We start from the raw sequence: 23,418 nt of genomic DNA, 5'->3' as shown, positions 1-23,418 counted from the left end.
ACTACCTATCGATTTTCCTTTCAACTGTCTTACATTTTTGTAAGGTTGATGGAGGAAAGAGAAAATAAAAAAGCATGAATCTATTTTTAGATTCATGCTTTAAGATGCTCCATAAATTGATGAAGCGGATCTATATTAGTAATATTTCGATTACAGGTGACAGGATCCTTACAAATGTAGTTTCCCTTTTTCGAATAGGTTCCACGGATTTGTCCTTTTCTCGCTGTTGTAAATAGTGATACGTCTTCAAGGCCATTGCAAATCGTACAGATTCCTTTATGTTGAGTGGACTCGAGATAACCTTGAATACCGATCAGTTTATTTTCTTTTGGGATGAGCATATACGTTTTGCCTGATCCTTTATCATACCATCTTAAATAGACCGTTTCTTTCCTGTCTATTTGCTCAAGGTCAGGAATTTGCAGTTTTTTTGCTTTTGGAAAAGCCTTTTGAATCTGTTTATCACTAACCATTGGAAAAGGGATAACATATTGCTTTACTTGTTCAAGGAATGGTTCCATATCTTCTTTTGCTTTCATTGTTCGAATAGCTGTTAGTGTCTCCTGCTGATCTGGCAATTGTTTTTCTAATGCTTCCATAGCAATTTCTTTCACGGCAGCGATAACTTGCTGATCATTAGAATGAGATTGTGCACTGACAACTCTTTTGGCTTGTTGTTTGATGTGATGAAACTGATGTGGATGAATAAATGCTTCCATTGTTCACACTCCTTACACTAATAGTTTACCAAATCCATGATAAAAAGATATGGCAAGAATGTTTCTTCATTATTCTCGCCATATCTTTTTACTTAGTTTCTTGTATATACGATTTTTTTAATAGTTTCGATTGATAAACAAAAGGTATCTGCTAATTCTTCTATCGTCATACCTTCTTGGAATAAGTGTTTAATTCGTTGATTTCGTTGCTCATAATAGGCACGATTACCAGATTTAACTCCCCATTTTTTTCGTCCGCCTCGCTTCGGAATATAGATGCTTTCTCCTTGTACATATTCCTGCAGTGCAAGTAGCAATTCTCCCGGGAGTATATCTTGCGCTTTTGTTTTCATGATTGCCAGCTCCTTATTTTAGTCGTTCGATAAGGGCAAAGCTTGCGCAAGTAAGGCGATATGTGAATCACCCATACAAAGTATCGCCTTATTTGTCAGGCTTTGCATGGGTTAACTGTAATACAGGCAATAATTGAGACATTGCCATTTGAAACACCTCCACTTATTATCATTTTACACAAATTCAATATATATGACTAGATTTAGAGTGATTTAATCACGTAAATGACTTTTAAACCCTTCTTTTCTAATGTTATAAATCCAAGCTTTATCCTCATCCATCATTTTTTTTGCTGCATATATGGTTAGCAATTGAATGATGATAATTGGAATTCCCATTAATCCTGAAATGACTTCAAGTGGTGCAAGGCCACCAATTTGCATAAGGATTAGCGCAAGTGTCGTGATAATGGCTGCCACAATGACTCTTAGCTTTCGTGATGGCTCCATTTTACTCATGTCCCGTTTGCTCGTATATGCTGCAATCGTATATGTTGTAGAATCCAGTGTTGTGGTAAGGAAAATCATCGATACCACAACAAATGCAATAATGGCAATGCTCGCCCACGGTAAAGAAAGAAGAATTTCCGGTATTGCATTCATCGGATCATTGCCTTCTACAATATCAAGGACAGGTACTTCACCTGTAAGATAACGTTCTACACCAAATCCACCTAAGACACCTGTTGCGATCCAGGAAAGCATGGTTGGCGCCAGTAAATAGGTGAGGATCATTTCCTTGACCGTACGACCTTTAGAAATTTTTGCTGCGAAAATACTGTGCAGCATCGCCCATGTCGCACTGTAAGCAAACCAAAATATCATATGGCTTTGTACATGGGTAGTCGTCTCCATTGCAACGGAATCTGTATATAAGGACAATTGCAGATAATGCTGAAGCAAATGTCCAACCGTGTCTGTGAAATAATCCAATATAAAAATACCGGGACCAGCAACTAAAATAAATATAGCAAGTCCGCCAGCTAAATACATATTAAATGTACTCAAGCGCTTGATCCCTTTTTCGATACCGAGATAGGCACTTACAGAGAATAGAAAAACCCAAATAATCGTTATAATCATGGTAAGGCCAAAGGTAACCTCCATATTCAACAGTGCCGAAACATTATAGGTAATGATTGGTGTACCTAATCCTAAAGTAACAGCAGCACCAGATAAGATGCTGACTAAAAAAAGAATGTCTAACACTTTTCCTCCCAGACCATCGGTGAATTTATCGCCGAAAATGCAACGACAAGCCTCTGAGATGCGCATCAACGGTCTTTTCTTAACATGGATAATGTAAGCCATCGCTGGAGCTGCCATCACAAAGATTGCAAAAACTTGAAAACTCCATAAGAACATACTATAGGCATTTCCCCATAAAAGTGCTTCCTGCGATTCAGGACTCACACCAAAAGGAGGGTCCAAGGCTACCTGTGTCCACTGGACCATCCCTGTTCTCATAATGGTGGAGCCAACCCCCATTGCGATCAAGATCGAAGCATATTCGAACATAGTAAATCTCGGTTTTTCATTTGGATTGCCAAGCACAACTTTTCCATATTTAGAAAAGGATAAATATAACCCGGCTGCTACTAATATAAGTGCATACCAAATATACCCCCAGCTGAAAACATCGACAATTTTATCAAAGATAGTATTCAGCATATTTAATGATTCAGATTCGTAAATAGAAAAAGGAATACTAATCATAATGATGAAAAGTAAGGATGGAATAAAGATTTTATGATCAATTAAATGCCAATCATGACCAGTTCTTTGTTTCATACTAACTCACTCTCCTTCTATTTTTTTGCGGGTACAATAATGAGTTACCACACACATAAAAAATTAAACAAAAAAAGGAGGACACGAACTATTCGTATCCTCTCCATTACACATATTGAAACTGGTTTAAATAATATGGAACATCACTTTGAAAATAGCTCTTTCTTTTTTCTACATAATCACGAATTTCCTCAAAAAAGATATCAGCAAGAATCGGATCTTTTACAATTCGCATTTGATCCAGTGGTGAATTGTGTTGAATGACGGTATCAATGCTAGCCAACAAATTTTCGATTAATTGCTGATTAGGCTTAATCCCCATTACATCTTGGAAAATATGTTGATCTTCCATCTACCAGGACTTCTGCGATCAATCGTTTGAGTTTTGTATGATATTCCAACAAGTTGTCACAATGATTTTCCCCCACTAAACATAACCGCATCAAACAAAAAGCTGTTTCTCTCTAAATAAGCATAAAGCTCTGGAAATCTGCAAATAAAAAGCAAGAGTTGCAAATAAATCTGGAAATCTGCAAATAAAAAGTAAGAGTTGCAAATAAATCCGGAAATCTGCAAATAAAAAGCAAGAGTTGCAAATAAATCCGAAAATCTGCAAATAAAAAGCAAGAGTTGCAAATAAATCCGAAAATCTGCAAATAAATAATGAATAAAAAGGAAGGGCACCTGATTAGGCCCTTCCTTTATAGCTATTCAGTAAAAACCTTAAGTTATAAGTTTTATTTTTATTTCCCCCGTAAGACTCAACCTTTAATGTCCTCAAAATTCGTGATGCTGTGTAAATGGAGTCTAATAATAAAAACCACCTTGCCTGCCTATTATTGATGGTATATCCAAACATAAAAACAAAATCAATCAATGCAAGAATGTGAGCATTTTTATCTTTATAGCCGCATTTACTACACTTCCAAGTACCATGAGTCCATTTCATTACCAGCGGTTTACATTTAGGACAAAACACACCTCTTCTAATATTGCGAAGTACCTCTCCAGTTGGTTGTAAAAAAGTAAGAGGCCGCTCGCGATGCATACTCACCAACCTTTTGCCTAATTGTAATAATTGATTCCGCTCTAACCTAGGATCTGAAAACTCCTGAGTTAATTCCCCCAATCGAAATGGGAGCTGTTGAACTGGAATCATATCTGGATGCTCAAATGTAATATTTGCTTGATCATGAGTGAAAATAACTAACGTGTAGATGGGAATGGATTCAAAACCGAGGTCTTCTAAAACTTTTTTAAGCTGTTCTTTTTGTAATTTTGCTTGGGAAAGAGGGTGTTGGTACACTTTCTCCTCTGATTCTTTCGACTGAATCAGCTGATGTGCTTCGTTAATAAAAAGTTTCCCTTTTAAGTGTTTAATTTCTGTAATTAAGAAAAAGGAAGGGAATAAAATTAAGCAATCGATTTGGAAATGGTGGTTATTTCTTTCTAGTCTTAGTCCATATAAATCATAATGGGATGTGGTAGTAATGAGGTCTATGAAGTAAGGTAAACTTTTCTCTCCAAGGTATCCGGCGAGTTCTCTGCCAAACGATTCGGAGATATTTGGAGGGACATCGAGGTAACGTTCTTGCATCACTTCCAACTGCAACAATTGATCTGTTTTTTGTGGAGGTCTAATGATCAATAAATCATCTCCTTTCCGCTACATTATAACAAACAAGCCTCCTATGGTATACTAATTTAGAAAAAGGAGTGTGCAATATATGGAGACAAAAAATCAACAATTTTTCCGAGCATTTAATGAAGCCTTCGTAAAAGGAAACAGTGAAAGAATACTAGAAAGTGTAACGGATGATATCATTTGGCGCATGGTCGGAAATGACACGATAAAGGGTATTGAAAACTTAGAGCAGGCGCTACAAGGAATGGATAACGGCAACCAGTTCGAACTAGAAATCGAACATCTGATTACGCATGGAAAAGAAGGAGTCGTTAATGGTATTATACATTCGATAGATAGAAGTGGAGATCAGCGTCATTATAGTTTCTGCGATATTTATAAGCTAAACAAGCATAAAGATGGCAAAATCAAAGAAATCATCAGTTACGTGTTGGAGATCTAGCCGTGCGACAATTATGGACGTTTGGAATTGAACAGGCAAAATCATGCGTTTTTGCCGTTGTTATTTTCTCCACATTAGCGATTACTCAGATGGTAGACATATCTTTTATTCATCGCTATGATCTTATTCTGATCATTTGTCTGATTACCCAAGTGCTCATGCTCGTCACGAAGCTGGAAACATGGGATGAACTGAAAGTTATTTGTGTTTTCCACCTTATTGGTTTAGCACTGGAAATATATAAAGTACATATGGGGTCTTGGAGCTATCCGGAAGAGGCTTTAACCAAAATATTTGGCGTTCCACTATATAGCGGTTTTATGTATGCTAGTGTTGCCAGTTATTTATGTCAGGCCTGGCGTCGACTTGATGTCCAATTAGAGAAATGGCCGCAGACTTGGACGGTTGCTATCTTAAGTGCTGCAATCTATTTTAACTTTTTTACCCATCACTATATCTATGATTTTCGCTGGGTATTAAAGATTGCAACGATTCTATTATTCTTACAAACGATTGTTTATTATCGTGTAAATCATCGTACATATAAGATGCCACTGGTTCTATCCTTTGTACTAATCGGTTTTTTTATTTGGATTGCGGAGAATATTGCTACCTTTTTCGGGGCGTGGCAATATCCCGGACAATCTCAAACATGGCAAATCGTTCATTTAGGTAAAATTAGCTCCTGGCTCCTGTTAGTGATTGTTAGTTTCCTAATCGTTGCAATGTTAAAACATTTAAAGGAGAGCAGAGAATCCTATTAATAGTAGAGCACATACAGAAAACAATGAATGATTCTGTATGTGCCTTCCATTTATTTTTTCTGATCCGTAATATTTCGACTGTACACTTCTTCGATATAATCTAGATACCCCTTCAAATCATGCTTTTTTTCTTCTCCTTCTAATTGAATGGCAAAGGATGCTAAAATAAGGATACTACCACACATAAATAACCAGATAAAAATACCAAATACTATTTCCATCATTCACCCTCCTTTAATCTTAGCTTAGATGGTGAAACGCGTTTCAGAGCAAGAATTTTTTTAGAAAAAAGGTGAAAATCTTGGCAAATATTCGTGATATCGCAAAAATGGCCGGCGTGTCAGTGACAACTGTATCTCGAGTAATTAATGATCATCCATATGTTAGTGAAGAGAAGCGGAAAGCAGTTATCGATGTGATGAGGAAAGTAGACTATCAGGTGAATCGAAATGCGGTAAGTCTTAGTCAGGGGAAATCTCATCTAATCGGTGTTGTCGTTCCTTTTGTAAAGCATCCATATTTTGGGCTGCTTATCGAGGGAATTGCAAAACAAGCGGTGGAAAATCATTATCACTTTGTTCTGATTCAAACCAATTACGAAAAAGAAAGAGAGCAAGAAGCGTTAGATATGTTAAAACATAAACAAATTGATGGACTAATTATTTGTTCCCATATCATCGAATTAGCAACCATTGAAGCTTATCAGCAATACGGAAAAATAGTTGTCAGTGAAAATGCAGCAGGGAATAAAAGCATAGATTCCGTTTTCGTTGACCATTACCAAAGTTTTATGGATGCATTAGCTTATCTAAAACATAAGGGGTATAAAAGAATCGGTTACTGCATAGGGCGAGAATCAGGCTCTAATAGTTACTTTCGCCAACTGGCTTATAAGGAGTTTTTGAAACAATATCCACAAAAGGAATTCGTTTTTACTGAAAACTATTATTTTGAAGATGGTCAGAAAGTAATCGATGAAATCTCAGAATTAACAGAAAAACCAGATGCACTATTGGTAACAAGTGATGTAGTAGCAGCAGGCATCCTGACCGCTTGTAAGAATGCACATATTAACGTACCGAAGGACATGGCGATCATCGGTTTCGATAATCAGCCCATAGCAAAAATGATGGATATTACTACGTTTGAAATTCCAATTGCAACAATGGGAGAGCGGCTGTTTCTACATGTTTTAGGTAAGGTAGACAATCGCCATGAAGAACTTGCGGTCAATCTTATAGAAAGAGGGACAGTTTAGTATTAATAGCATGAAAAAAGCCAACGCTTCATGATGCGTTGGCTTTTAGTGTTTACTATTATTCTTCTACAACAAATTCAAATCCACCGGAGAATTTAACTTCTTTACCGATTAATACTCCGCCAGTTTCAAGTGGAGCATTCCAAGTTAAACCATAATCTTCACGGTTGATTTTCCCTGATACATCTGCACCGGCAATCGTGTTACCTTGCATCGGATCTTTTGCTTTTCCGTTGTATTCAGCGGTGAAAGTTTCTTCATTTGTAACACCTTTAATAGTTAAATCGCCAGTGATTTTAAATTCAGAATCATTTACTTTTTCGATGTTTTTACTAACAAAAGTAATGTTCGGATATGTTTCTACATCAAAGAAGTCACCTGATTTTAAGTGTCCGTTACGGTCTTCATTGTTTGTTTCGATAGATGCTACATCAATTGTCACTTTGACACTAGCATTTTGAAGGTCATCGAAGCTTCCGTTAAAATCTACATCAAATTCTTGGAATTCACCTTTTGCTTTGGACACCATCATATGTTTTACTTCAAAATTCAATGCACTGTGCACTTTGTCTAAATTTACATTTGCCATTTCTGAAATTCCTCCCCAAAAATATTAACTTACTTTATGTAACTAAGTATACAAACAATAATTAGTTACGTCAAGTAAATTAATTATTTTATTTATGTAAAAAAATTTGCTATACTATAATTAAAGAGGTGAGAACTATGGCAGACAAAACGATTTGTCCGAAGTTTGAATCGGCATTAAATATATTAAATAAGCGCTGGACTGGATTGATCATTTTTCAATTATTAGAAGGCGCACAACGTTTTTCTACCATTGAAGCAACAATTGGTATTAGTGGACGTGTATTATCCGAACGGTTAAAAGACTTAGAAAAACAAGGCATCGTGAAACGCCATGTCTATGATGAAACACCGGTCAGAATCGAATATGCCTTAACTGAAAAAGGAAAGGCTTTAGAACCAGTATTAGAAAGCATCCAAAAATGGGCAGACGGCTGGATGGAAAAAGAAAAACAATCATTTGTATAACACTTACCCGGAATAAATGGAAGTCAAACTGTGGAGTAGATGCTTCGCAGTTTTTTTGTGTACAATATAGGGAAAGGAGTGATGAAGATGAAAGTGATTTTAGATTGCGATCCCGGGCATGATGATGCGATTGCTATTATTCTAGCAGCTTCTAAAGTTAGTCCGTTAGATATCGTCGGCATTACAACGGTCTCGGGAAATGTAGAAGTAGAAAAGAATACCTTAAATGCATTAAAGGTTTGTGATATTATCGGTTTAGACGATGTTCCGGTAGTACAAGGTGCAGCACGGCCGATGGTAAGAGAACCAGAAATAGCAGAGCACATTCATGGAGAGACCGGTTTAGACGGTCCTAATCTGCCGAAGACTCCAAAAAGAACAGCGACTAGTCAACATGCGGTTGACTATATAATTGAGCAATTACACCAATCAGAAGAGCCGATTATATTAGTTCCGACAGGTCCATTAACCAATATTGCCCTGGCTCTAGTCAAAGATCCTTCTATCAGGACGAAGATAAAGGAAATTGTTTTAATGGGCGGGGGTACCTTTGGTAATTGGACACCGGCAGCAGAATTTAATATTTATGTGGATGCAGAAGCAGCAAAAGTCGTGTTTGAGAGTGGACTTCCGATTCGAATGTTTGGATTGGATGTAACACATCAAGCTTTGGCTACCAAAGAAACAGTAGAACAGTTAAAAGAAATTGCCAATCCAGTAAGTGAATTTGTGGCAGAGTTACTAGTCTTTTTTATGCAAGCATACAAAGACTATTTTGCATTTCCAGGTGGCCCGATTCATGATGCATGTACGATTGCACATCTTATTGATCCTTCTATTTTTGAATTTGAACATATTCATGTTGCGATAGAAACAAAAGGGGAGCATACATACGGGATGACTGTTGTCGATCGTTTAGCTGTAACAGGTCAGGAGCCAAATGCTTATTTTGCTACTGGACTTGATCAGGGGAAATTTTGGAGCTTATTCAAAAAAGCGTTAGAATCATACTCCGAGTGAGAGGAGACGTCAGGAATGAATCAACCTAAAATCACGGTGATTGGCAGTATTAATATGGACTTAGTTACTGAAACAGATATAATGCCAGTTCAAGGTGAAACGGTAAGAGGGACTAACTTTCGGACAGTACCAGGTGGGAAAGGTGCAAATCAAGCAGTAGCGGCTGCTCGTTTGGGAGCGGAAGTAACGATGGTTGGCCGTGTGGGTGACGATCAATTTGGTGATGTTTTAATGGATCATTTACGGAAAGAAAACATTCAAGTAGACCACGTTGATCATGTAAGGGATACACCAACAGGTCTTGCTAATATCATCTTATCTGAACAGGATAATCGAATCATTATCATTGCTGGAGCAAATGGCAAAGTGACAAAGGATTATATCGAACAAATCAAAGCTGCGATTCTCAAGAGTGATTATGTTTTACTTCAATTTGAAATTCCGAAAGAAACGATTGTATATAGTATGGAATTATGTCATAAACATGGGATTCCTGTTATTGTTAATCCTGCACCAGCTATGGAATTGGATCAAGCAACATGGGAACAAGCTACATATATTACGCCGAATGAAACCGAACGGCAACAACTATTCGGAAATCAGCCCAACGAGAAATTAATTATTACAAAAGGTAAACAAGGTGTATCTTTTGTCGAAGCTGGCAAAGAGCAAGAAGTAACAGGTCATTCAGTAGATGTTGTAGATACAACAGGTGCTGGTGATACCTTTAATGGAGCATTAGCAGTGGCGTTAGCTGAAGGTCAAGCTTTAACGAAAGCTGTCACGTTTGCAAATGCAGCAGCAGCGTTATCCGTCGGCAAGATAGGAGCCCAAGGCGGTATGCCGACAAGAGACCAAGTAGAACAATTTTTAAGAAAAGGTTGATAGTTATGACGACAAACATATTGAATAATGATTGGGCAGAATTATTAGAAGCTGAATTTCAAAAGGATTATTATGTACAATTACGAGAGTTTTTGAAACAGGAGTATCAGAACTACACGATTTATCCCAATATGTATGATATTTATAATGCGTTACATTACACACCTTTTCATCATGTGAAAGTGGTGATTCTAGGTCAGGACCCTTATCATGGGCCCAATCAGGCGCATGGCTTAAGTTTTTCAGTTAAGCCAGAAGTTGATATTCCGCCTTCACTTAAAAATATCTATAAAGAATTACATGCAGATATTGGTTGCCCTATTCCGAATCATGGTTATCTCGTGAAATGGGCAGAACAAGGCGTATTGCTACTTAACAACGTATTGACTGTACGGCAGGGACAAGCACATTCTCATCGTGGTAAGGGATGGGAGCAATTTACTGATCAAGTCATCACGACATTAAATCAAAAAGAAACACCTGTTGTATATATCCTTTGGGGAGCAGCAGCACAGAAAAAACAAACCTTGATTGATTTATCCAAACATTATGTAATCAAATCACCACATCCAAGCCCATTATCAGCTCATCGAGGATTTTTCGGCAGCAAACCATTTTCTAAAGCTAATCAAATTCTTGAAGGAAATGGACAAGAAGCAATAGATTGGGAGATTGAATAATTGAGATAAATAGAAATGGTTCATTTGTTCCTTGGATAGATGCAAGGGGATATCCAAGGAACAAAATTAGAAAGGTTTATTTATTCTGTAACATTTCCTTCAGCTCTCGTATTTCTTTCCGCAATTCTTTAATTTCACTTGTATCCTCTTTGATCTCATCTGTATCTTCATCAATATCGTCAGTGATTTTTTGTGCATTATTGACGATTTCCCCAACGATTAAATTAATCATGATGAACGTTGCGATCACAATAAAGGATAGGAAGTACAGCCATGACCATGGTTCTTCTGCAAATATTGGGCGGAAAATACCACTTGCCCAGGATTCCAAAGTGAAAATCTGGAACAATGTAACAAAGCTTAAAAAGATATCACCAAAATATTCAGGTGCAATATCGCCATAAAAAGATGTTCCTAGAATGGCATATACATAGAATATTATCAGCATAATTAACAATACACTGCTGATGGTAGGAATCGCCATAAATAATGCTGAGACAATTCTTCGTAATGTAGGAATAACGGTAATTGTACGAAAAACTCTTAAAACACGGAAAATACGTAACACACTAACGAACGGGGTGCTGTATAGAATCACGCTTCCAAGTACGATAACTAAGTCAAAAATATTCCAAGGATTAGAGAAAAATCCTTTTTTCAATACAATAATTTTGAATATAACCTCTAAAGTGAAAATGGCGAGAATAATTATATCAATTACAACAAAGTAAGTATGATAGTTTTCATAAATATTTGGGAAAGTTTCAAGACCAATTAAGATCGCATTAAATATAATTAGTCCTGTAATAAAGCGATTAAAGCGTATATCCATGACAAATTTTCTTAATGAATTCATCCGATTTCTCCTTTTCTATGTAACAAATCACATGATACCTCTCCAGATTATTTTAAAATGAAATGAGAATAAACACAAACTTGATACTATAAATAAAAAAAGGTGTCGATACAAATGAAAAGACATGAAGCACTACATCCGTTATCTCGTCATCATCAACACACATTGGTAATGGCACAACAGTTAAAAAACTCATGATAAAAAAGTGAGTATTCAGCAGATGACAAGAGATGTTATTGAGTTCTGAAAAAACGATGGAGAAGATCATTTTCGTGACGAAGAAGAAGTATTATTACCATTGTTTGCCCAATATCAAGAGATAGATATCCCTGAAATTCGTGAAATGCTGATACAACATGTACAGATTAGAAGTTATGTTCAACAAATCATGGGTATGTAACGTAAAGATCGTCAAATCTTCCGTAACTTAGGGGAGTTGTTACAGAAGCATGTTCGGTTAGAAGAACGAGTAATTTTCCCGATGATAGAGCAAGCTATTCCTGAGAATTATTTGTATCAGGCGAACGGCAGGTTTCATTGAGATTCATATAGTGGATTTTAGAATTAACTAGGATTACATTTCTATTTTTTGCTATAATGTCAGTTGTAGCACTAGAAAATAGAAAGAAGTGAACACTGTGCGTAAAAGATTAGGTATTTTTTTTGATAAATTAAGTAATTTGTCTGGTATTCATCTTATTGTTTTATTTTATTTTTCAGCTGCATTATTATCTACATTTTTACTTAGTATCCCATACTTCCACCGTGAAGGTGTCGAGTTTTCCTTGTTAGATAGTATTTTTACTGCAGTCAGTGCGATCAGTGTAACAGGACTGACTGTTGTATCTACAGCTGACACGTTTAATACTATTGGTTACTTCGTTTTAGCATTTGTCTTGCAATTTGGCGGGATTGGGATTATGACGTTAGGAACATTTATATATTTAGTGCTTGGTAAAAAAATCGGAATACGAACAAGGCAATTGATTCAAATTGATCAAAATCGCAATACATTAGCAGGATTAGTCCAGTTGATGTTGAAAATTTTAAGAACGATATTAGTCATTGAATTGTTTGGTGCTGTCGTTCTTTCCATTTACTTTCTAAAGTATTTTGATACATGGCAAGAAGCATTAATACAAGGAATTTTTGCATCTGTGAGTGCGACAACAAATGCAGGTTTTGATATTACTGGTGCTTCGCTTTTGCCTTTTGCACATGATTATTTCGTGCAATTTGTTACTATTCTTCTTCTAATTTTAGGTGCAATCGGGTTTCCTGTTTTATTAGAAATACAGGAAGTACTTTGGGGAAGGTATCGCAATTTAGAATGGAAATATCAATTCTCTTTATATACGAAAATAACTACGATTACGTTTTTTATATTAATTGTGGTCGGAGCCTTAGGTATTTTTCTGTTTGAGCATAATCATTTCTTGCAGGGAAAGGCATGGCATGAATCGTTGTTTTATAGTCTTTTTCAATCTGTAACAACAAGGAATGGTGGTTTGGCAACAATGGAAGTTGCAGAATTCACGACACCTACATTATTACTTTTGTGTGCACTTATGTTTATTGGAGCATCCCCTAGTAGTGTAGGAGGCGGAATTCGTACTACAACGTTTGCCATTATGATGCTGGCTATTTTTCATTACGCAAAAGGGCATAATACGATTAAAGTGTTCAAACGTGAGATTGATCCAGAAGATGTAACAAGATCATTTATTGTTGCGATTACAGCGATTTTGTTATGTGGTAGTGCCATCGTGTTTTTGATTTGGATTGAACCACTATCGAATATGGCAATTGTCTTTGAAGTTTTTTCTGCTTTTGGTACCACAGGGCTATCAATGGGAGTGACAGCCGATTTTTCGGTAATCGGTAAAATAGTGATTATTTTGTTGATGTTTATCGGCAGAATTGGAATTTTCTCCTTCTTGTTCTTAATTCGTGGAGAGGACGTTCACGACCGCTATCACTATCCAAAAGAAAAGATGATAATTGGATAAATCTATGATAAACTATCCTCTAGTTTGAATTATACCAAGGGGTCATTGAGATGAATAACATCGATAAATTAAAACATGTGATGAAACAATGGACAGCCATTCATCATATCGTTATCTATTACTTGTTAGCGGTCATTATTGCCACTATTATTGTTAGTTTACCAATTTTTCATCAACCAGGAATTGAATTATCATTTATTGACGCTATGTTCACTGCGGTTACATCGATAAGTGTGACAGGATTAACAGTTATTACTGTTGCAGATGTCTTTAACCCAGCTGGCCAGATTGCCATTGCGGTAATATTACATCTTGGTGGTATAGGGATTATGGCGATGGGTACCTTTATTTGGGTAGTGCTCGGTAAAAAAATTGGTATTCGCAGTCGGAAAATGATAATGGTTGAACAAAATAGTAAAACACTTTCTGGTCTTGTTAAATTAATGCTGGAAATCTTTAAACTAATTCTGTTGATTGAATTGGTTGGTGCTGCGATTTTATCGATTCATTTTCTCAATTATTATGACAGTGTCGGAGAAGCTATGTTACACGGTTTATTTGGAGCAGTTAGTGCAACTACGAACGGTGGTTTAGATATTACTGGTGCTTCGTTAATCCCATTTGCTGATGATTATTTTGTACAATTTATCAATATGATTCTGATTGTCTTAGGAGCCATTGGTTTTCCGGTGTTAGTCGAAGTACAGGAAGTACTAAAAGGTAGAAGTCAAGTAATAAATGATCGTCATAAATTTTCTTTGTTTACTAAAATCACGACGGTTACATTCTTTTGGCTGGTTGTGATTGGAAGTTTGCTGATTTTTTTACTTGAGAAAAACGCCTTCTTTGCGGATAAATCATGGCATGAAACGTTCTTCTATAGCTTGTTCCAATCGGTTACCAGTAGAAGTGGTGGTTTGGCGACAATGGATGTGTCTGAATTTTCAACGGCTACACTATTTTTAATCAGTGCCTTAATGTTTATTGGTGCTTCTCCTAGTAGTGTTGGTGGCGGGATTCGGACGACAACTTTTGCGATTATGCTCTTGACGATTTGGAATTATGCTAAAGGGAATTCAAGTGTGAAAGTATTCGGACGTGAGATACATCAAGAAGATATGTTGCGATCTTTTATCGTCATTACTACTGCACTAATGCTTTGTGTCGGATCGATTATTGTTTTAAATACAACAGAACCATTTACTCTGATGGAAATTATCTTTGAAGTAGCATCTGCATTTGGTACTACGGGTTTATCAATGGGTATTACTCCTGAATTATCAACTTTTGGTAAATGTTTAATCATGTTTCTCATGTTTATTGGTCGGATCGGACTCTTTACCTTCCTATTTATCATCCGTGGCGATGATACTAAAGATCGTTTCCATTACCCAACAGAACGAGTTATTATTGGATAACCTCAAGGCCTTTGCTTGGGGTTATTTTTGTGGAGAAGTATTGAATTTACGATTTGACAAACCTGACCTCGGTCGGACATTTGTTCCGCTATTTATGACAAAAGTGGTGTTTTTAGGAACCTAGCGGACATCTATTCCGCTATTCATCGAAAATAACGCTAATTTACACCAAAAGTAACCGAATAAGGAACTAAATGTCCGCTAACATCGAGAAATGGTAGCTATTTTGCCAAATAACGCACTATATGTCCGCTCAATAAATGTTGACGTTCCATTTTGTGGTGTGCTCGAGTCTTCACAGTTTTTGAAATCTACCTATGCAGGGGAAATCCAAGATTTTCTTCATCCACCTAGATTAATCAGTAGGAAAAGGGGGTTATAATATAGTATAGTTATAGGTAGTAATAGTTTCGGGAAAGAGTAGTGAGAATGGAGGCGGATAAGATGGATTACGGAAACGAAGTTGGACAAATTCTAGAAAACATTGAAAAAGTCATGATTGGAAAGGAACGTGAGGTAACACTCAGCCTTGTTGCTCTGTTAGCTGATGGGCATGTATTATTGGAAGACGTACCAGGTGTAGGAAAAACAATGATGGTGCGAGCATTGTCAAAATCATTAAATTGTGATTTTAAAAGAATCCAATTCACACCTGATTTATTACCTTCTGATGTAACAGGTGTTTCGATATATAATCCAAAAGAAATGGTATTTGAATTTCGAAGTGGCCCTATTTTTGGTGATATCGTACTAGCGGATGAGATTAATAGAACCTCACCAAAAACCCAGTCCGCTTTACTGGAAGCGATGGAGGAAATGAATGTAACAGTAGATGGCATGACAAAATCACTGCAAAAACCTTTTTTCGTAATGGCAACCCAAAACCCAGTAGACTATGAAGGAACATATCCACTACCTGAAGCACAACTTGACCGTTTCCTCATGAAATTAAGTATGGGATATCCAAATGAAGCAGATGAATTAGAAATGTTAAATCGAACTGATCGTGAGCATCCAATTGATGAGATAGAAGCAGTTATCAATAAAGAACAATTACTAAATATGCAAAAAGAAGTAGACAGTCTCTATGTTGATAACACGGTGAAACGTTATATTGTTCAACTGGTATCCGAAACGAGAAAAAGCCCTTACGTTCAACTAGGGGTTAGTCCACGGGGCTCGATTTCATTGATGAAAGCAGCAAAAGCATATGCTTATATTCAAAAACGCGACTATGTAATACCAGACGACATTGTTTATTTAGCTCCTTATGTTCTATCACATCGTGTTATATTACGTCCGGAAGCAAGATATGAAGGTGTTACCCAACCTTCTCTTATTACGCAAATACTAGAAGAAATCGATGTACCTGTACGGAAGGAATTGCATGGATGAAACGAATCATTAAAAAAATGGTAAGAGAACTGCAACTCCTTCTTTTACTAGGGATCTTGTTTGTATTTGCAATGTTTCAAGGGGGATTTGTTAGCTGGTTTTTATTCTACAGTATGTTGCCTATTATTCTCTATATGCTGTTTATCCCATTCTATCCGATTCACAATTGGAAGATCGATAGAACGTTATCAGACCGGTATTTGGAAACAGGTAGTGATCTAGAGGTAACGATTACGATTAAGCGAAAATCACGCTTTCCTATTTTCTATTTAGTTTTAGAAGAGATGTTTCCTGAAACACTTCAGTTTCAAGATATCGGCAAGAAAAAATATCAATATTTTTCTGATCAACCATCCTATAATAGAAAGCGTTATGTAAAAAAAGTCATATATCCTGGTTTTCAGAAAGAATTTACTATTTCGTATCGGATAGAACAACTACCACGAGGAAAACATCAGTTGTCCGATATCAATCTGAAAATGGGTGATCCATTCGGTTTTGTTGAATGTAATCATCCATTTCATGTCACGAAAGAGTTTTTTGTTTATCCTGCTATTCAAGACTTGAAGTGGAAACAGCAATCTATGAGTTTAGAAGAAGGCTCCAATTCCTCACATGTCCATGACGAAAAGCTGACAAATGTTGTATCAGGTGTGCGAGAATATATTCCCGGAGATCGCTTTTCCTGGATTGATTGGAAAACGACTGCTCGGAAAAATACTGTAATGACAAAAGAGTTTGAACAGGAGAAGGACTCCAGTATTGTCGTTATTTTAGATGTGGGCGGCCTACAACAATCGCAACGATTAGTGTTTGAAGCAGTAGTAGAATGGACAGCATCTGTTTTACAATCGTTACGTAAGAAAGATCAAAACATCTCGTTTTATACGTTCGGCAAAACGGAAAGATTTTTCTCCAATCAACAATTACAGTTCCAATTTCCAGCAGTGCAAAACTACCTCGCAACTGTAACACAAGAACAGGTATCATTAGCAGAACGAATAACAACTCCAATGAAGGAACTTTCAAGAGGAAGTGTCATTTTGTTTGTTATTCATCATTTGGATGAATTATTAGTAGAGAGATTATCCAACTGGAAGAAACAAGATTATACCATAGTAGTTTGCTATGTTATTCCGGAAAAACAATTGAACGATAAAGAAGAGCAATATATTCGGGCACTACGCTTGAAAAATATAAGTGTACAAGCTGTAACAGAAAGGGAACTAAAGCAAGAACAGTGGGAGGTGCAGGCATCTCGATGAAAAAAAATATCTCTTTAGAATCTGTATCTTCTTTTATTCTATTATTAGCAGGTTTTCTATTATTCTGGGAATGGCTCCGCCCTTTAGAACAAATAACAGATACAGGTAATGTGCATTTGTTTGTCATTTATACGGCTATTTGCTTTGTTACTTCTTTCTTAACAAGGAATGGCTGGGCAAAGTTCGTAATCAAATCTGTTTCCCTACTGTTTATACTAGATTATTTATTTCTTGATGCTACCTTGTTATCTCGTGAATGGATACAGACTTTAACATTGGAATTAAGGTATAATCTAGGAATGGTTTGGAAAAACGATTGGGTATTAATGACATCCTTTTTCAGAAGCTTTTTATTCTTGCTATTGTTATGGTTGATGAGCTATCTATTACACTATTGGTTTATGGTTGCTAATAAATTCTTCCTATTTGTTGTTTTAACGTTCGTTTATTTAGCAGTATTAGATACGTTTACGATATACGATGGTCAAGCAGCCATGATCAGAACGTTTGTCATATCCTTTCTGGTTCTTGGACTCAGCAGATATGTGAAATTGATGAATAATGTGGATACCACCCATCGTAAGAAACATGTTTGGAGTTGGATGACACCGGTGCTTGCCATTGTTCTGTTTGCTACCATACTTGGTATCTATTCACCGAAGTTGAATCCACAATGGCCAGATCCTGTTCCTTTTATTCAAAGTACAGCAGGACATGTTGGTTTTAGTGATGGTCCAGTACAAAAAGTCGGTTATGGGGAAGACGATTCACACTTAGGAGGGTCTTTTGTACAGGATGATTCTCCTGTGTTTGAGGCAATTGCCCATGACGATATTTATTGGAGAATAGAATCGAAGGACTTGTATACTGGAAAGGGCTGGGAACGTTCAACAGAATTAGACTTTCAAGAATTAACCAATGGTAATCTAGGTTGGAGTACTTTTTCACAACAGGTGGAAACAACCTCATACAATGCGGAGGTACGACCAGTAAATCAAAATCAATTGCCGAAAGTTGTATATCCGTATGGTATTAATCGTATTACGTCATTAGACCAAGGACAGTTTTTTACGGATAGTGAATTCGGTATGATAGAATCTGAATCATCAGAACAGAATCAAAATTTGTCTTATACGATTGAATATGATGCTCCTTCCTATGCAATAAATGAATTGAGAGATAATTCAGGTGATGATCCTGCAGGTATAAAAGAACAGTATTTGCAATTACCAGACAGTCTACCAGAACGTGTAAGTGAATTAGCACTTGAGATAACAGCCGGAGAAGACACTAGGTACGATAAGGCACAGGCGATAGAAAGCTACTTCTCTACCAATGGATACGTGTATCAGATCGAAGATGTTTCTGTCCCAGAAGAAGGCGAGGATTATGTTGATCAATTTTTATTCGAGACCAAAGTAGGTTATTGTGATAATTTTTCAACTTCTATGGTCGTGATGCTTCGTGCTTTGGATATCCCAGCACGGTGGGTGAAAGGATTCACTGGAGGCGTGGAAGCGGCAGATCAGCCTCCACTTCCAGACGACTATTCTTTATATGAAGTGACGAATAATAACGCGCACTCATGGGTAGAGGTATATTTTCCTGAAACTGGCTGGGTACCTTTTGAACCAACAAGTGGTTTTACAAATCCAACTGACTTTTATCTAGAAACGAGCGGAGATGTGAACACAGAGGATTATATGATCGATGAAGAAGAAACGGAAGAAGAAACTGAGCAAGAATCAAGTGATGTAGAGCAGGAAAATGAACAACTAAATCCAGCTGAAGATGAAAGTGAAGTTGGTGGTGCCAATAATGAGGAGAAAGGAAATGGTGGGAACTATTATTGGATAGGTGCTGTACTGCTTATCTTAGCGATTCTTGCTACCATCATTTATCGTAAACGTACGGAACTAAGAGATTGGTATTTGCTGAAGAAATGGGATCGATTAAAACAAAGGTTAGAGATAGAAGCATCTTATGTTTACCTATTGGAAATATTAGAAAAAAGAGGGATGCCTAGAACAAAAGGGCAAACTTTACGACAGTATGCCAAAGAAGTAGACAGGCGTCTAGGAACTTCAGAAATGTATGATATCACACTAGCATATGAAGAATACTTGTATCGTGACCAAACATCATTAGCAAAGGATAACAAGCGATTACAAGGTTTATTCCAACAAATGATTGATCAAATATTAGCTTGACCAGTCTCGTATCGATTGATAGAATAGATAAAAATTAAAGCGAATATTCGATGCAGTCTTCCCTGCATCATCATATCACCTTCATATATGTTTGAGAATAAGGCTCAAACGTTTCTACTAGAACACCGTAAATGTTCGGACTATGAAGGCGGGGGTCTTGCCGGGATTTCTGCCTTTCTGTTTATTATGAAGAAAGGCAGATTTTTTATGATAAAGATGATTTCGCAATAAACGATGGGGATTTCGCAATAAACGATGGGGATTTCGCAATAAAGGTAGCGAATTTCGCAATAAACGATGGAGATTTCGCAATAAAGGTAGCGAATTTCGCAATAAACAATGGAGATTTTACAACAAATAATGAGTAACTATCATCATGCATGTATGATATAGAATGTAATCAAACTGAAGGAGTGGACAACTTGGAAGTAAACAATGAAATGATATTAGTATTAGATTTTGGTAGTCAATACAATCAATTAATTACACGACGTATCCGTGAATTTGGGGTATATAGTGAACTGCATTCTCATCGTTTAACAATCGATGAAATAAAAGAAATGAATCCAAAAGGAATTATTCTATCAGGTGGTCCTCACAGCGTGTACGGTGAAAACAGCTTCCGTTGTGATGAGCGTATTTTTGATTTAGGAATACCGGTTTTAGGTATTTGCTACGGCATGCAGTTGATGACCCATCATTTCGGCGGTGTAGTAGAACGTGCTAATGAGCGCGAATATGGTAAAGCAGATATTCATGTCAAAGAGGGAGCATTACTTTTTGAAGGAACTCCGGAAGAACAAGTAGTTTGGATGAGCCATAGTGACAAGATTATCGAGCCTCCAAAAGACTTTGATATTGAAGCAACAAGCTCTTCCACCCCAGTTGCAGCAATGAGTAATAAAGATAAGCAGCTATTTGGTGTACAATTCCATCCAGAAGTACGTAACACGGAATATGGCAATGACTTATTAAAATCATTTGTTTTCCAAGCTTGTAACTGTGCAGGCGATTGGACAATGGCAAACTTCATTGATATGGAAGTAGATAAAATCAGAGAGCAAGTCGGTGACCGTAATGTATTATGTGCATTAAGTGGTGGTGTTGACTCTTCAGTTGTTGCTGCACTTATTCATAAAGCGATCGGTGATCAGTTAACATGTATTTTTGTTGATCACGGCTTATTACGTAAAGATGAAGGTGAGACAGTAATGCGTACCTTCCGTGATCAGTTTAATATGAATATTATCAAAATCGATGCCCAGGAACGTTTCCTTTCCAAGTTAAAAGGTGTTTCAGACCCTGAACAGAAGCGTAAAATTATTGGTAATGAATTTATTTATGTGTTTGATGATGAAGCTGCGAAATTAGAAAACATGGATTTCTTAGCTCAAGGAACGCTTTATACGGATATTGTTGAAAGTGGTACGGAAACAGCTCAAACGATTAAATCTCATCACAATGTTGGTGGGTTACCAGAAGATATGGAATTTCAGTTAATTGAACCATTAAATACGTTGTTTAAAGACGAAGTACGTGCTTTAGGAACAGAACTTGGAGTACCTGATGAGATCGTATGGCGTCAACCATTCCCGGGACCTGGCCTTGGTATCCGTGTACTTGGCGAAATCACGCCAGAGAAAGTTGAGATTGTTCGTGAATCAGATGCGATCTTACGTGAGGAAATTAAAAAAGCTGGATTAGATCGCGACATCTGGCAGTATTTCACAGTCTTACCGGACATTCGCAGTGTAGGTGTGATGGGAGATGCTCGTACGTATGATTATGCGATCGGTATCCGTGCCGTAACGTCGATTGATGGAATGACATCTGATTGGGCCCGAATTCCGTGGGATATTTTGGAGAAGATATCTGTAAGATTAGTTAATGAAGTGGATCATATTAATCGTGTGTTGTATGATGTGACGAGTAAGCCGCCAGCTACGATAGAGTGGGAGTAGTTGTAGGAGAGCTGAAACCCCTTTGTTTACAAGGGTTTCGGCTCTTTACTCTATTTTCATTGCATTGTTATTGCATTATTTGTTTTTAAACCTTTACGCAGGTAACGAGCAGTGAATTGATTCTTGGGTGAAGTATCTTCATTTTCTGTTGCTGTTTGGTAAGACATAATACCTTCTAATTTATGGGCTACTTCAAAGTTACTGTTAGGATACAAATGTCCGTAGGTGCCGAGTGTCGTTTCAATATCTTCATGTCCTAAGCGGTCTTTAATGATTAATGGATTTTCACCCATACTAATAAGCAGAGAAGCGTGGGAGTGTCTTAAAGCATGTAAACTAATTCGATGAACTCCAGCTTTTTTTGAAAAACGTGTAATGGAATTCGCTAATGTATGCTTTTGTGTGGGAATACCATTATAGCTCATTACAAAATTGGTTTGAACGACAGATTGCTGCACGTCCTTCCATTCGTGGAGTGAAGTTAATGTATCCCCATCTAATGCAATATGACGAACACTAGCTTTTGTTTTTGGTTCTACAAAAGAATAGTTTTCTAAATTCTTATAGTAGAGTGTTTTATCGATAGATAACAGCCCTTTGTCAAAATCAATATCTTCCCATTGAATTGCAGTGGCTTCTCCAATCCGCTACCTGTCATAAATAAAAACCATAATGAGATAAATTAAAAGTGTTGATAGTAGTCTTCCTTATAAAAAAGAGAGATGACTTTTTCAAATTCTTCTTTTGTCCAAAAATCTATTTCTGTCTTTGCCTTTTTCACATTTCCGACAACTTTCGATGGATTACTTTCAGCCAACCCTAAAACAACAGCTCGATCCATTGCCATGGAAAACAACCCTTGAACATTTCTAATATAAGAAGAACGATACTTCTTTTTAGATAACGCTAATTGCCATTTTTGAACGTGGATTGGAGTAATTTCCGTTGTGATTAAGTTATTAAAAAAAGTGAAATGTTTTCTTACAGTTGGTAATCGATTATTGTACGTTCTTCCTTTTACTTGTGTTTTATACCAGGGTAAGAAAATATCTTCAATAAACTGTTGAAATAAAATGTCATCTTGCTTTTCTTCTAATGCGTCAGACTTTGTTAGTAGTAACCTTGAATATTCTTCCCTTGCTTCTTTTTTAGTCTTAAAACCGCTACGGTATTTCTGAATTTGCTTTCCAGTGATGGGGTGATAGCCTAAATTTGCCCTAAAATAATAAGTTCCGTTCTTTGCCTTTTTGACGATATCTTTAGTCATGATTTTACTCCTTACGCAATTAGTGCAAGAAGTACAAATCACACATCTAAAGTTATCCCTAATACTTCCTCTACAGCTTCTTTAGGAACACGATCTAACTTTTTAGATTAATAATACGTGTGTCCTTTTGAAATCATTAGTTTTCTACATTCTCGAATGATATCAGCTGAAAAAGAGGGACCATAACCTAGCGCTATCAAGTCTTTTTTAGTGACTGTGACCATATGAACTCCTTTCCATAGACTAGGATATGCTATTTGATATCTGTCTACTATCATATCGCGTCTATAAAACTAATTCTAATACATGGCGTGAATTTGACCCTTGCACTAAAATAAAAAGGTTCTATTGTCATAACTTGATGGTTACTGTAATTTGTCTTGCTAAATTGAAAGTCAAAAATCAGACGGCTGTTGGTACAGCT

At 36.8% G+C, this 23,418-nt stretch carries 21 protein-coding genes, 2 pseudogenes and 1 riboswitch; of the genes and pseudogenes, 13 read left to right on the top strand and 10 right to left on the bottom strand.

The genetic code is table 11. From position 1 onward, the window contains the following. Nucleotides 1-92: 92 nt before the first annotated feature. The 5 genes from GH715_RS06930 to GH715_RS06910 all read right to left on the bottom strand — a co-directional run bounded on the left by GH715_RS06930 (nucleotide 93) and on the right by GH715_RS06910 (nucleotide 4,511). The gene (locus tag GH715_RS06930) at nucleotides 93-719 is read right to left on the bottom strand and encodes a FusB/FusC family EF-G-binding protein (protein WP_153834752.1); all 627 of its coding nucleotides are present in this window, start codon (nucleotides 717-719) and stop codon (nucleotides 93-95) included. A gap of 92 nt (nucleotides 720-811) precedes the next feature. After that, nucleotides 812-1,072 carry a CD3324 family protein gene (locus tag GH715_RS06925; protein ID WP_153834751.1) on the bottom strand — a complete coding sequence of 87 codons (261 nt, stop codon included), beginning with the start codon at nucleotides 1,070-1,072 and terminating at the stop codon, nucleotides 812-814. A 213-nt stretch (nucleotides 1,073-1,285) separates the two neighbouring features. Next, complete coding sequence (locus GH715_RS06920) at nucleotides 1,286-2,863, bottom strand: BCCT family transporter (protein WP_153834749.1); 1,578 nt, start codon at nucleotides 2,861-2,863, stop codon at nucleotides 1,286-1,288. 106 nt (nucleotides 2,864-2,969) lie between these two features. Then, a complete protein-coding gene (locus GH715_RS06915; protein ID WP_153834748.1) occupies nucleotides 2,970-3,215 on the bottom strand; it encodes a hypothetical protein in 246 nt (81 codons plus the stop codon). A 336-nt stretch (nucleotides 3,216-3,551) separates the two neighbouring features. After that, the gene (locus GH715_RS06910) at nucleotides 3,552-4,511 is read right to left on the bottom strand and encodes an NERD domain-containing protein (RefSeq protein WP_153834747.1); all 960 of its coding nucleotides are present in this window, start codon (nucleotides 4,509-4,511) and stop codon (nucleotides 3,552-3,554) included. A 79-nt stretch (nucleotides 4,512-4,590) separates the two neighbouring features. Between GH715_RS06910 and GH715_RS06905 the strand changes: the two genes are divergently transcribed. Then, the gene (locus GH715_RS06905; protein WP_153834746.1) at nucleotides 4,591-4,950 is read left to right on the top strand and encodes a nuclear transport factor 2 family protein; all 360 of its coding nucleotides are present in this window, start codon (nucleotides 4,591-4,593) and stop codon (nucleotides 4,948-4,950) included. 2 nt (nucleotides 4,951-4,952) lie between these two features. Beyond that, nucleotides 4,953-5,714, top strand: a complete 762-nt coding sequence (locus GH715_RS06900) for a DUF817 domain-containing protein (RefSeq protein WP_163578507.1) — start codon at nucleotides 4,953-4,955, stop codon at nucleotides 5,712-5,714. A gap of 50 nt (nucleotides 5,715-5,764) precedes the next feature. On the opposite strand, the gene GH715_RS06895 is transcribed toward GH715_RS06900, so the two are convergent. After that, nucleotides 5,765-5,935 carry a hypothetical protein gene (locus GH715_RS06895; protein WP_153834745.1) on the bottom strand — a complete coding sequence of 57 codons (171 nt, stop codon included), beginning with the start codon at nucleotides 5,933-5,935 and terminating at the stop codon, nucleotides 5,765-5,767. Between the two features lie 80 nt (nucleotides 5,936-6,015). Here GH715_RS06895 and GH715_RS06890 point away from each other — a divergent pair, with 80 nt between their 5' ends. Beyond that, nucleotides 6,016-6,972 (top strand): LacI family DNA-binding transcriptional regulator, encoded by a 957-nt coding sequence (locus GH715_RS06890; RefSeq protein ID WP_153834744.1) that lies wholly within the window; start codon nucleotides 6,016-6,018, stop codon nucleotides 6,970-6,972. A gap of 58 nt (nucleotides 6,973-7,030) precedes the next feature. On the opposite strand, the gene GH715_RS06885 is transcribed toward GH715_RS06890, so the two are convergent. After that, nucleotides 7,031-7,561 carry a YceI family protein gene (locus GH715_RS06885; protein WP_153834742.1) on the bottom strand — a complete coding sequence of 177 codons (531 nt, stop codon included), beginning with the start codon at nucleotides 7,559-7,561 and terminating at the stop codon, nucleotides 7,031-7,033. Nucleotides 7,562-7,698: 137 nt separating this feature from the next. Between GH715_RS06885 and GH715_RS06880 the strand changes: the two genes are divergently transcribed. The 4 genes from GH715_RS06880 to GH715_RS06865 all read left to right on the top strand — a co-directional run bounded on the left by GH715_RS06880 (nucleotide 7,699) and on the right by GH715_RS06865 (nucleotide 10,613). Beyond that, on the top strand, nucleotides 7,699-8,028 hold the full coding sequence (locus tag GH715_RS06880; RefSeq protein WP_153834741.1) for a winged helix-turn-helix transcriptional regulator: 330 nt from the start codon (nucleotides 7,699-7,701) through the stop codon (nucleotides 8,026-8,028). Nucleotides 8,029-8,115: 87 nt separating this feature from the next. After that, a complete protein-coding gene (locus tag GH715_RS06875) occupies nucleotides 8,116-9,048 on the top strand; it encodes a nucleoside hydrolase (protein WP_153834739.1) in 933 nt (310 codons plus the stop codon). 15 nt (nucleotides 9,049-9,063) lie between these two features. Next, nucleotides 9,064-9,933, top strand: coding sequence for a ribokinase (gene rbsK / locus GH715_RS06870; RefSeq protein WP_153834738.1), 870 nt, complete (start codon nucleotides 9,064-9,066; stop codon nucleotides 9,931-9,933). Between the two features lie 5 nt (nucleotides 9,934-9,938). After that, entirely contained in the window at nucleotides 9,939-10,613 is a 675-nt protein-coding gene (locus GH715_RS06865) for a uracil-DNA glycosylase (RefSeq protein WP_153834737.1), read from the top strand. 76 nt (nucleotides 10,614-10,689) lie between these two features. On the opposite strand, the gene GH715_RS06860 is transcribed toward GH715_RS06865, so the two are convergent. Beyond that, the gene (locus GH715_RS06860; RefSeq protein WP_153834736.1) at nucleotides 10,690-11,469 is read right to left on the bottom strand and encodes an ion transporter; all 780 of its coding nucleotides are present in this window, start codon (nucleotides 11,467-11,469) and stop codon (nucleotides 10,690-10,692) included. Between the two features lie 638 nt (nucleotides 11,470-12,107). On the opposite strand from GH715_RS06860, the gene GH715_RS06855 reads away from it, so the two are divergent. From GH715_RS06855 to guaA, 6 genes are all read left to right on the top strand, one after another. Beyond that, nucleotides 12,108-13,478 carry a TrkH family potassium uptake protein gene (locus GH715_RS06855; protein WP_390308465.1) on the top strand — a complete coding sequence of 457 codons (1,371 nt, stop codon included), beginning with the start codon at nucleotides 12,108-12,110 and terminating at the stop codon, nucleotides 13,476-13,478. Between the two features lie 50 nt (nucleotides 13,479-13,528). After that, entirely contained in the window at nucleotides 13,529-14,896 is a 1,368-nt protein-coding gene (locus GH715_RS06850) for a TrkH family potassium uptake protein (RefSeq protein WP_153834735.1), read from the top strand. Nucleotides 14,897-15,340: 444 nt separating this feature from the next. After that, nucleotides 15,341-16,291 carry an AAA family ATPase gene (locus GH715_RS06845; protein ID WP_153834734.1) on the top strand — a complete coding sequence of 317 codons (951 nt, stop codon included), beginning with the start codon at nucleotides 15,341-15,343 and terminating at the stop codon, nucleotides 16,289-16,291. After that, nucleotides 16,288-17,556, top strand: coding sequence for a DUF58 domain-containing protein (locus GH715_RS06840; protein ID WP_153834733.1), 1,269 nt, complete (start codon nucleotides 16,288-16,290; stop codon nucleotides 17,554-17,556). Before GH715_RS06845 ends, GH715_RS06840 begins: the two co-directional genes overlap by 4 nt. After that, complete coding sequence (locus tag GH715_RS06835; protein WP_153834731.1) at nucleotides 17,553-19,766, top strand: transglutaminase TgpA family protein; 2,214 nt, start codon at nucleotides 17,553-17,555, stop codon at nucleotides 19,764-19,766. Before GH715_RS06840 ends, GH715_RS06835 begins: the two co-directional genes overlap by 4 nt. 61 nt (nucleotides 19,767-19,827) lie before the next feature. Next, a riboswitch (purine riboswitch) is annotated at nucleotides 19,828-19,929 on the top strand. A 277-nt stretch (nucleotides 19,930-20,206) separates the two neighbouring features. Then, a complete protein-coding gene (gene guaA, locus GH715_RS06830; protein ID WP_276208104.1) occupies nucleotides 20,207-21,727 on the top strand; it encodes a glutamine-hydrolyzing GMP synthase in 1,521 nt (506 codons plus the stop codon). 56 nt (nucleotides 21,728-21,783) lie between these two features. Here guaA and GH715_RS06825 read toward each other — a convergent pair. Together GH715_RS06825 and GH715_RS21870 are read right to left on the bottom strand one after the other, a co-directional pair. After that, a pseudogene (locus tag GH715_RS06825) lies at nucleotides 21,784-22,994 on the bottom strand (tyrosine-type recombinase/integrase). Nucleotides 22,995-23,032: 38 nt separating this feature from the next. Continuing rightward, nucleotides 23,033-23,218: pseudogene (locus tag GH715_RS21870) on the bottom strand (DUF3173 domain-containing protein). Nucleotides 23,219-23,418: the final 200 nt, after the last annotated feature.

The organism is Gracilibacillus thailandensis (assembly GCF_010994055.1).
In the GTDB taxonomy this organism is placed as follows: Bacteria; Bacillota; Bacilli; order Bacillales; family Amphibacillaceae; genus Gracilibacillus; species Gracilibacillus lacisalsi.
This window is presented reverse-complemented; position numbering and strand designations above follow the sequence as displayed.

Coding starts and splice junctions, on each gene's coding strand:
- GH715_RS06930 (WP_153834752.1), bottom strand. CDS start 719: ATGGAAGCATTTATTCATCCACATCAGTTTCATCACATCAAACAACAA.
- GH715_RS06925 (WP_153834751.1), bottom strand. CDS start 1,072: ATGAAAACAAAAGCGCAAGATATACTCCCGGGAGAATTGCTACTTGCA.
- GH715_RS06920 (WP_153834749.1), bottom strand. CDS start 2,863: ATGAAACAAAGAACTGGTCATGATTGGCATTTAATTGATCATAAAATC.
- GH715_RS06915 (WP_153834748.1), bottom strand. CDS start 3,215: ATGGAAGATCAACATATTTTCCAAGATGTAATGGGGATTAAGCCTAAT.
- GH715_RS06905 (WP_153834746.1), top strand. CDS start 4,591: ATGGAGACAAAAAATCAACAATTTTTCCGAGCATTTAATGAAGCCTTC.
- GH715_RS06895 (WP_153834745.1), bottom strand. CDS start 5,935: ATGGAAATAGTATTTGGTATTTTTATCTGGTTATTTATGTGTGGTAGT.
- GH715_RS06885 (WP_153834742.1), bottom strand. CDS start 7,561: ATGGCAAATGTAAATTTAGACAAAGTGCACAGTGCATTGAATTTTGAA.
- GH715_RS06880 (WP_153834741.1), top strand. CDS start 7,699: ATGGCAGACAAAACGATTTGTCCGAAGTTTGAATCGGCATTAAATATA.
- GH715_RS06875 (WP_153834739.1), top strand. CDS start 8,116: ATGAAAGTGATTTTAGATTGCGATCCCGGGCATGATGATGCGATTGCT.
- rbsK (WP_153834738.1), top strand. CDS start 9,064: ATGAATCAACCTAAAATCACGGTGATTGGCAGTATTAATATGGACTTA.
- GH715_RS06865 (WP_153834737.1), top strand. CDS start 9,939: ATGACGACAAACATATTGAATAATGATTGGGCAGAATTATTAGAAGCT.
- GH715_RS06860 (WP_153834736.1), bottom strand. CDS start 11,469: ATGAATTCATTAAGAAAATTTGTCATGGATATACGCTTTAATCGCTTT.
- GH715_RS06850 (WP_153834735.1), top strand. CDS start 13,529: ATGAATAACATCGATAAATTAAAACATGTGATGAAACAATGGACAGCC.
- GH715_RS06845 (WP_153834734.1), top strand. CDS start 15,341: ATGGATTACGGAAACGAAGTTGGACAAATTCTAGAAAACATTGAAAAA.
- GH715_RS06840 (WP_153834733.1), top strand. CDS start 16,288: ATGAAACGAATCATTAAAAAAATGGTAAGAGAACTGCAACTCCTTCTT.
- GH715_RS06835 (WP_153834731.1), top strand. CDS start 17,553: ATGAAAAAAAATATCTCTTTAGAATCTGTATCTTCTTTTATTCTATTA.
- guaA (WP_276208104.1), top strand. CDS start 20,207: ATGATATTAGTATTAGATTTTGGTAGTCAATACAATCAATTAATTACA.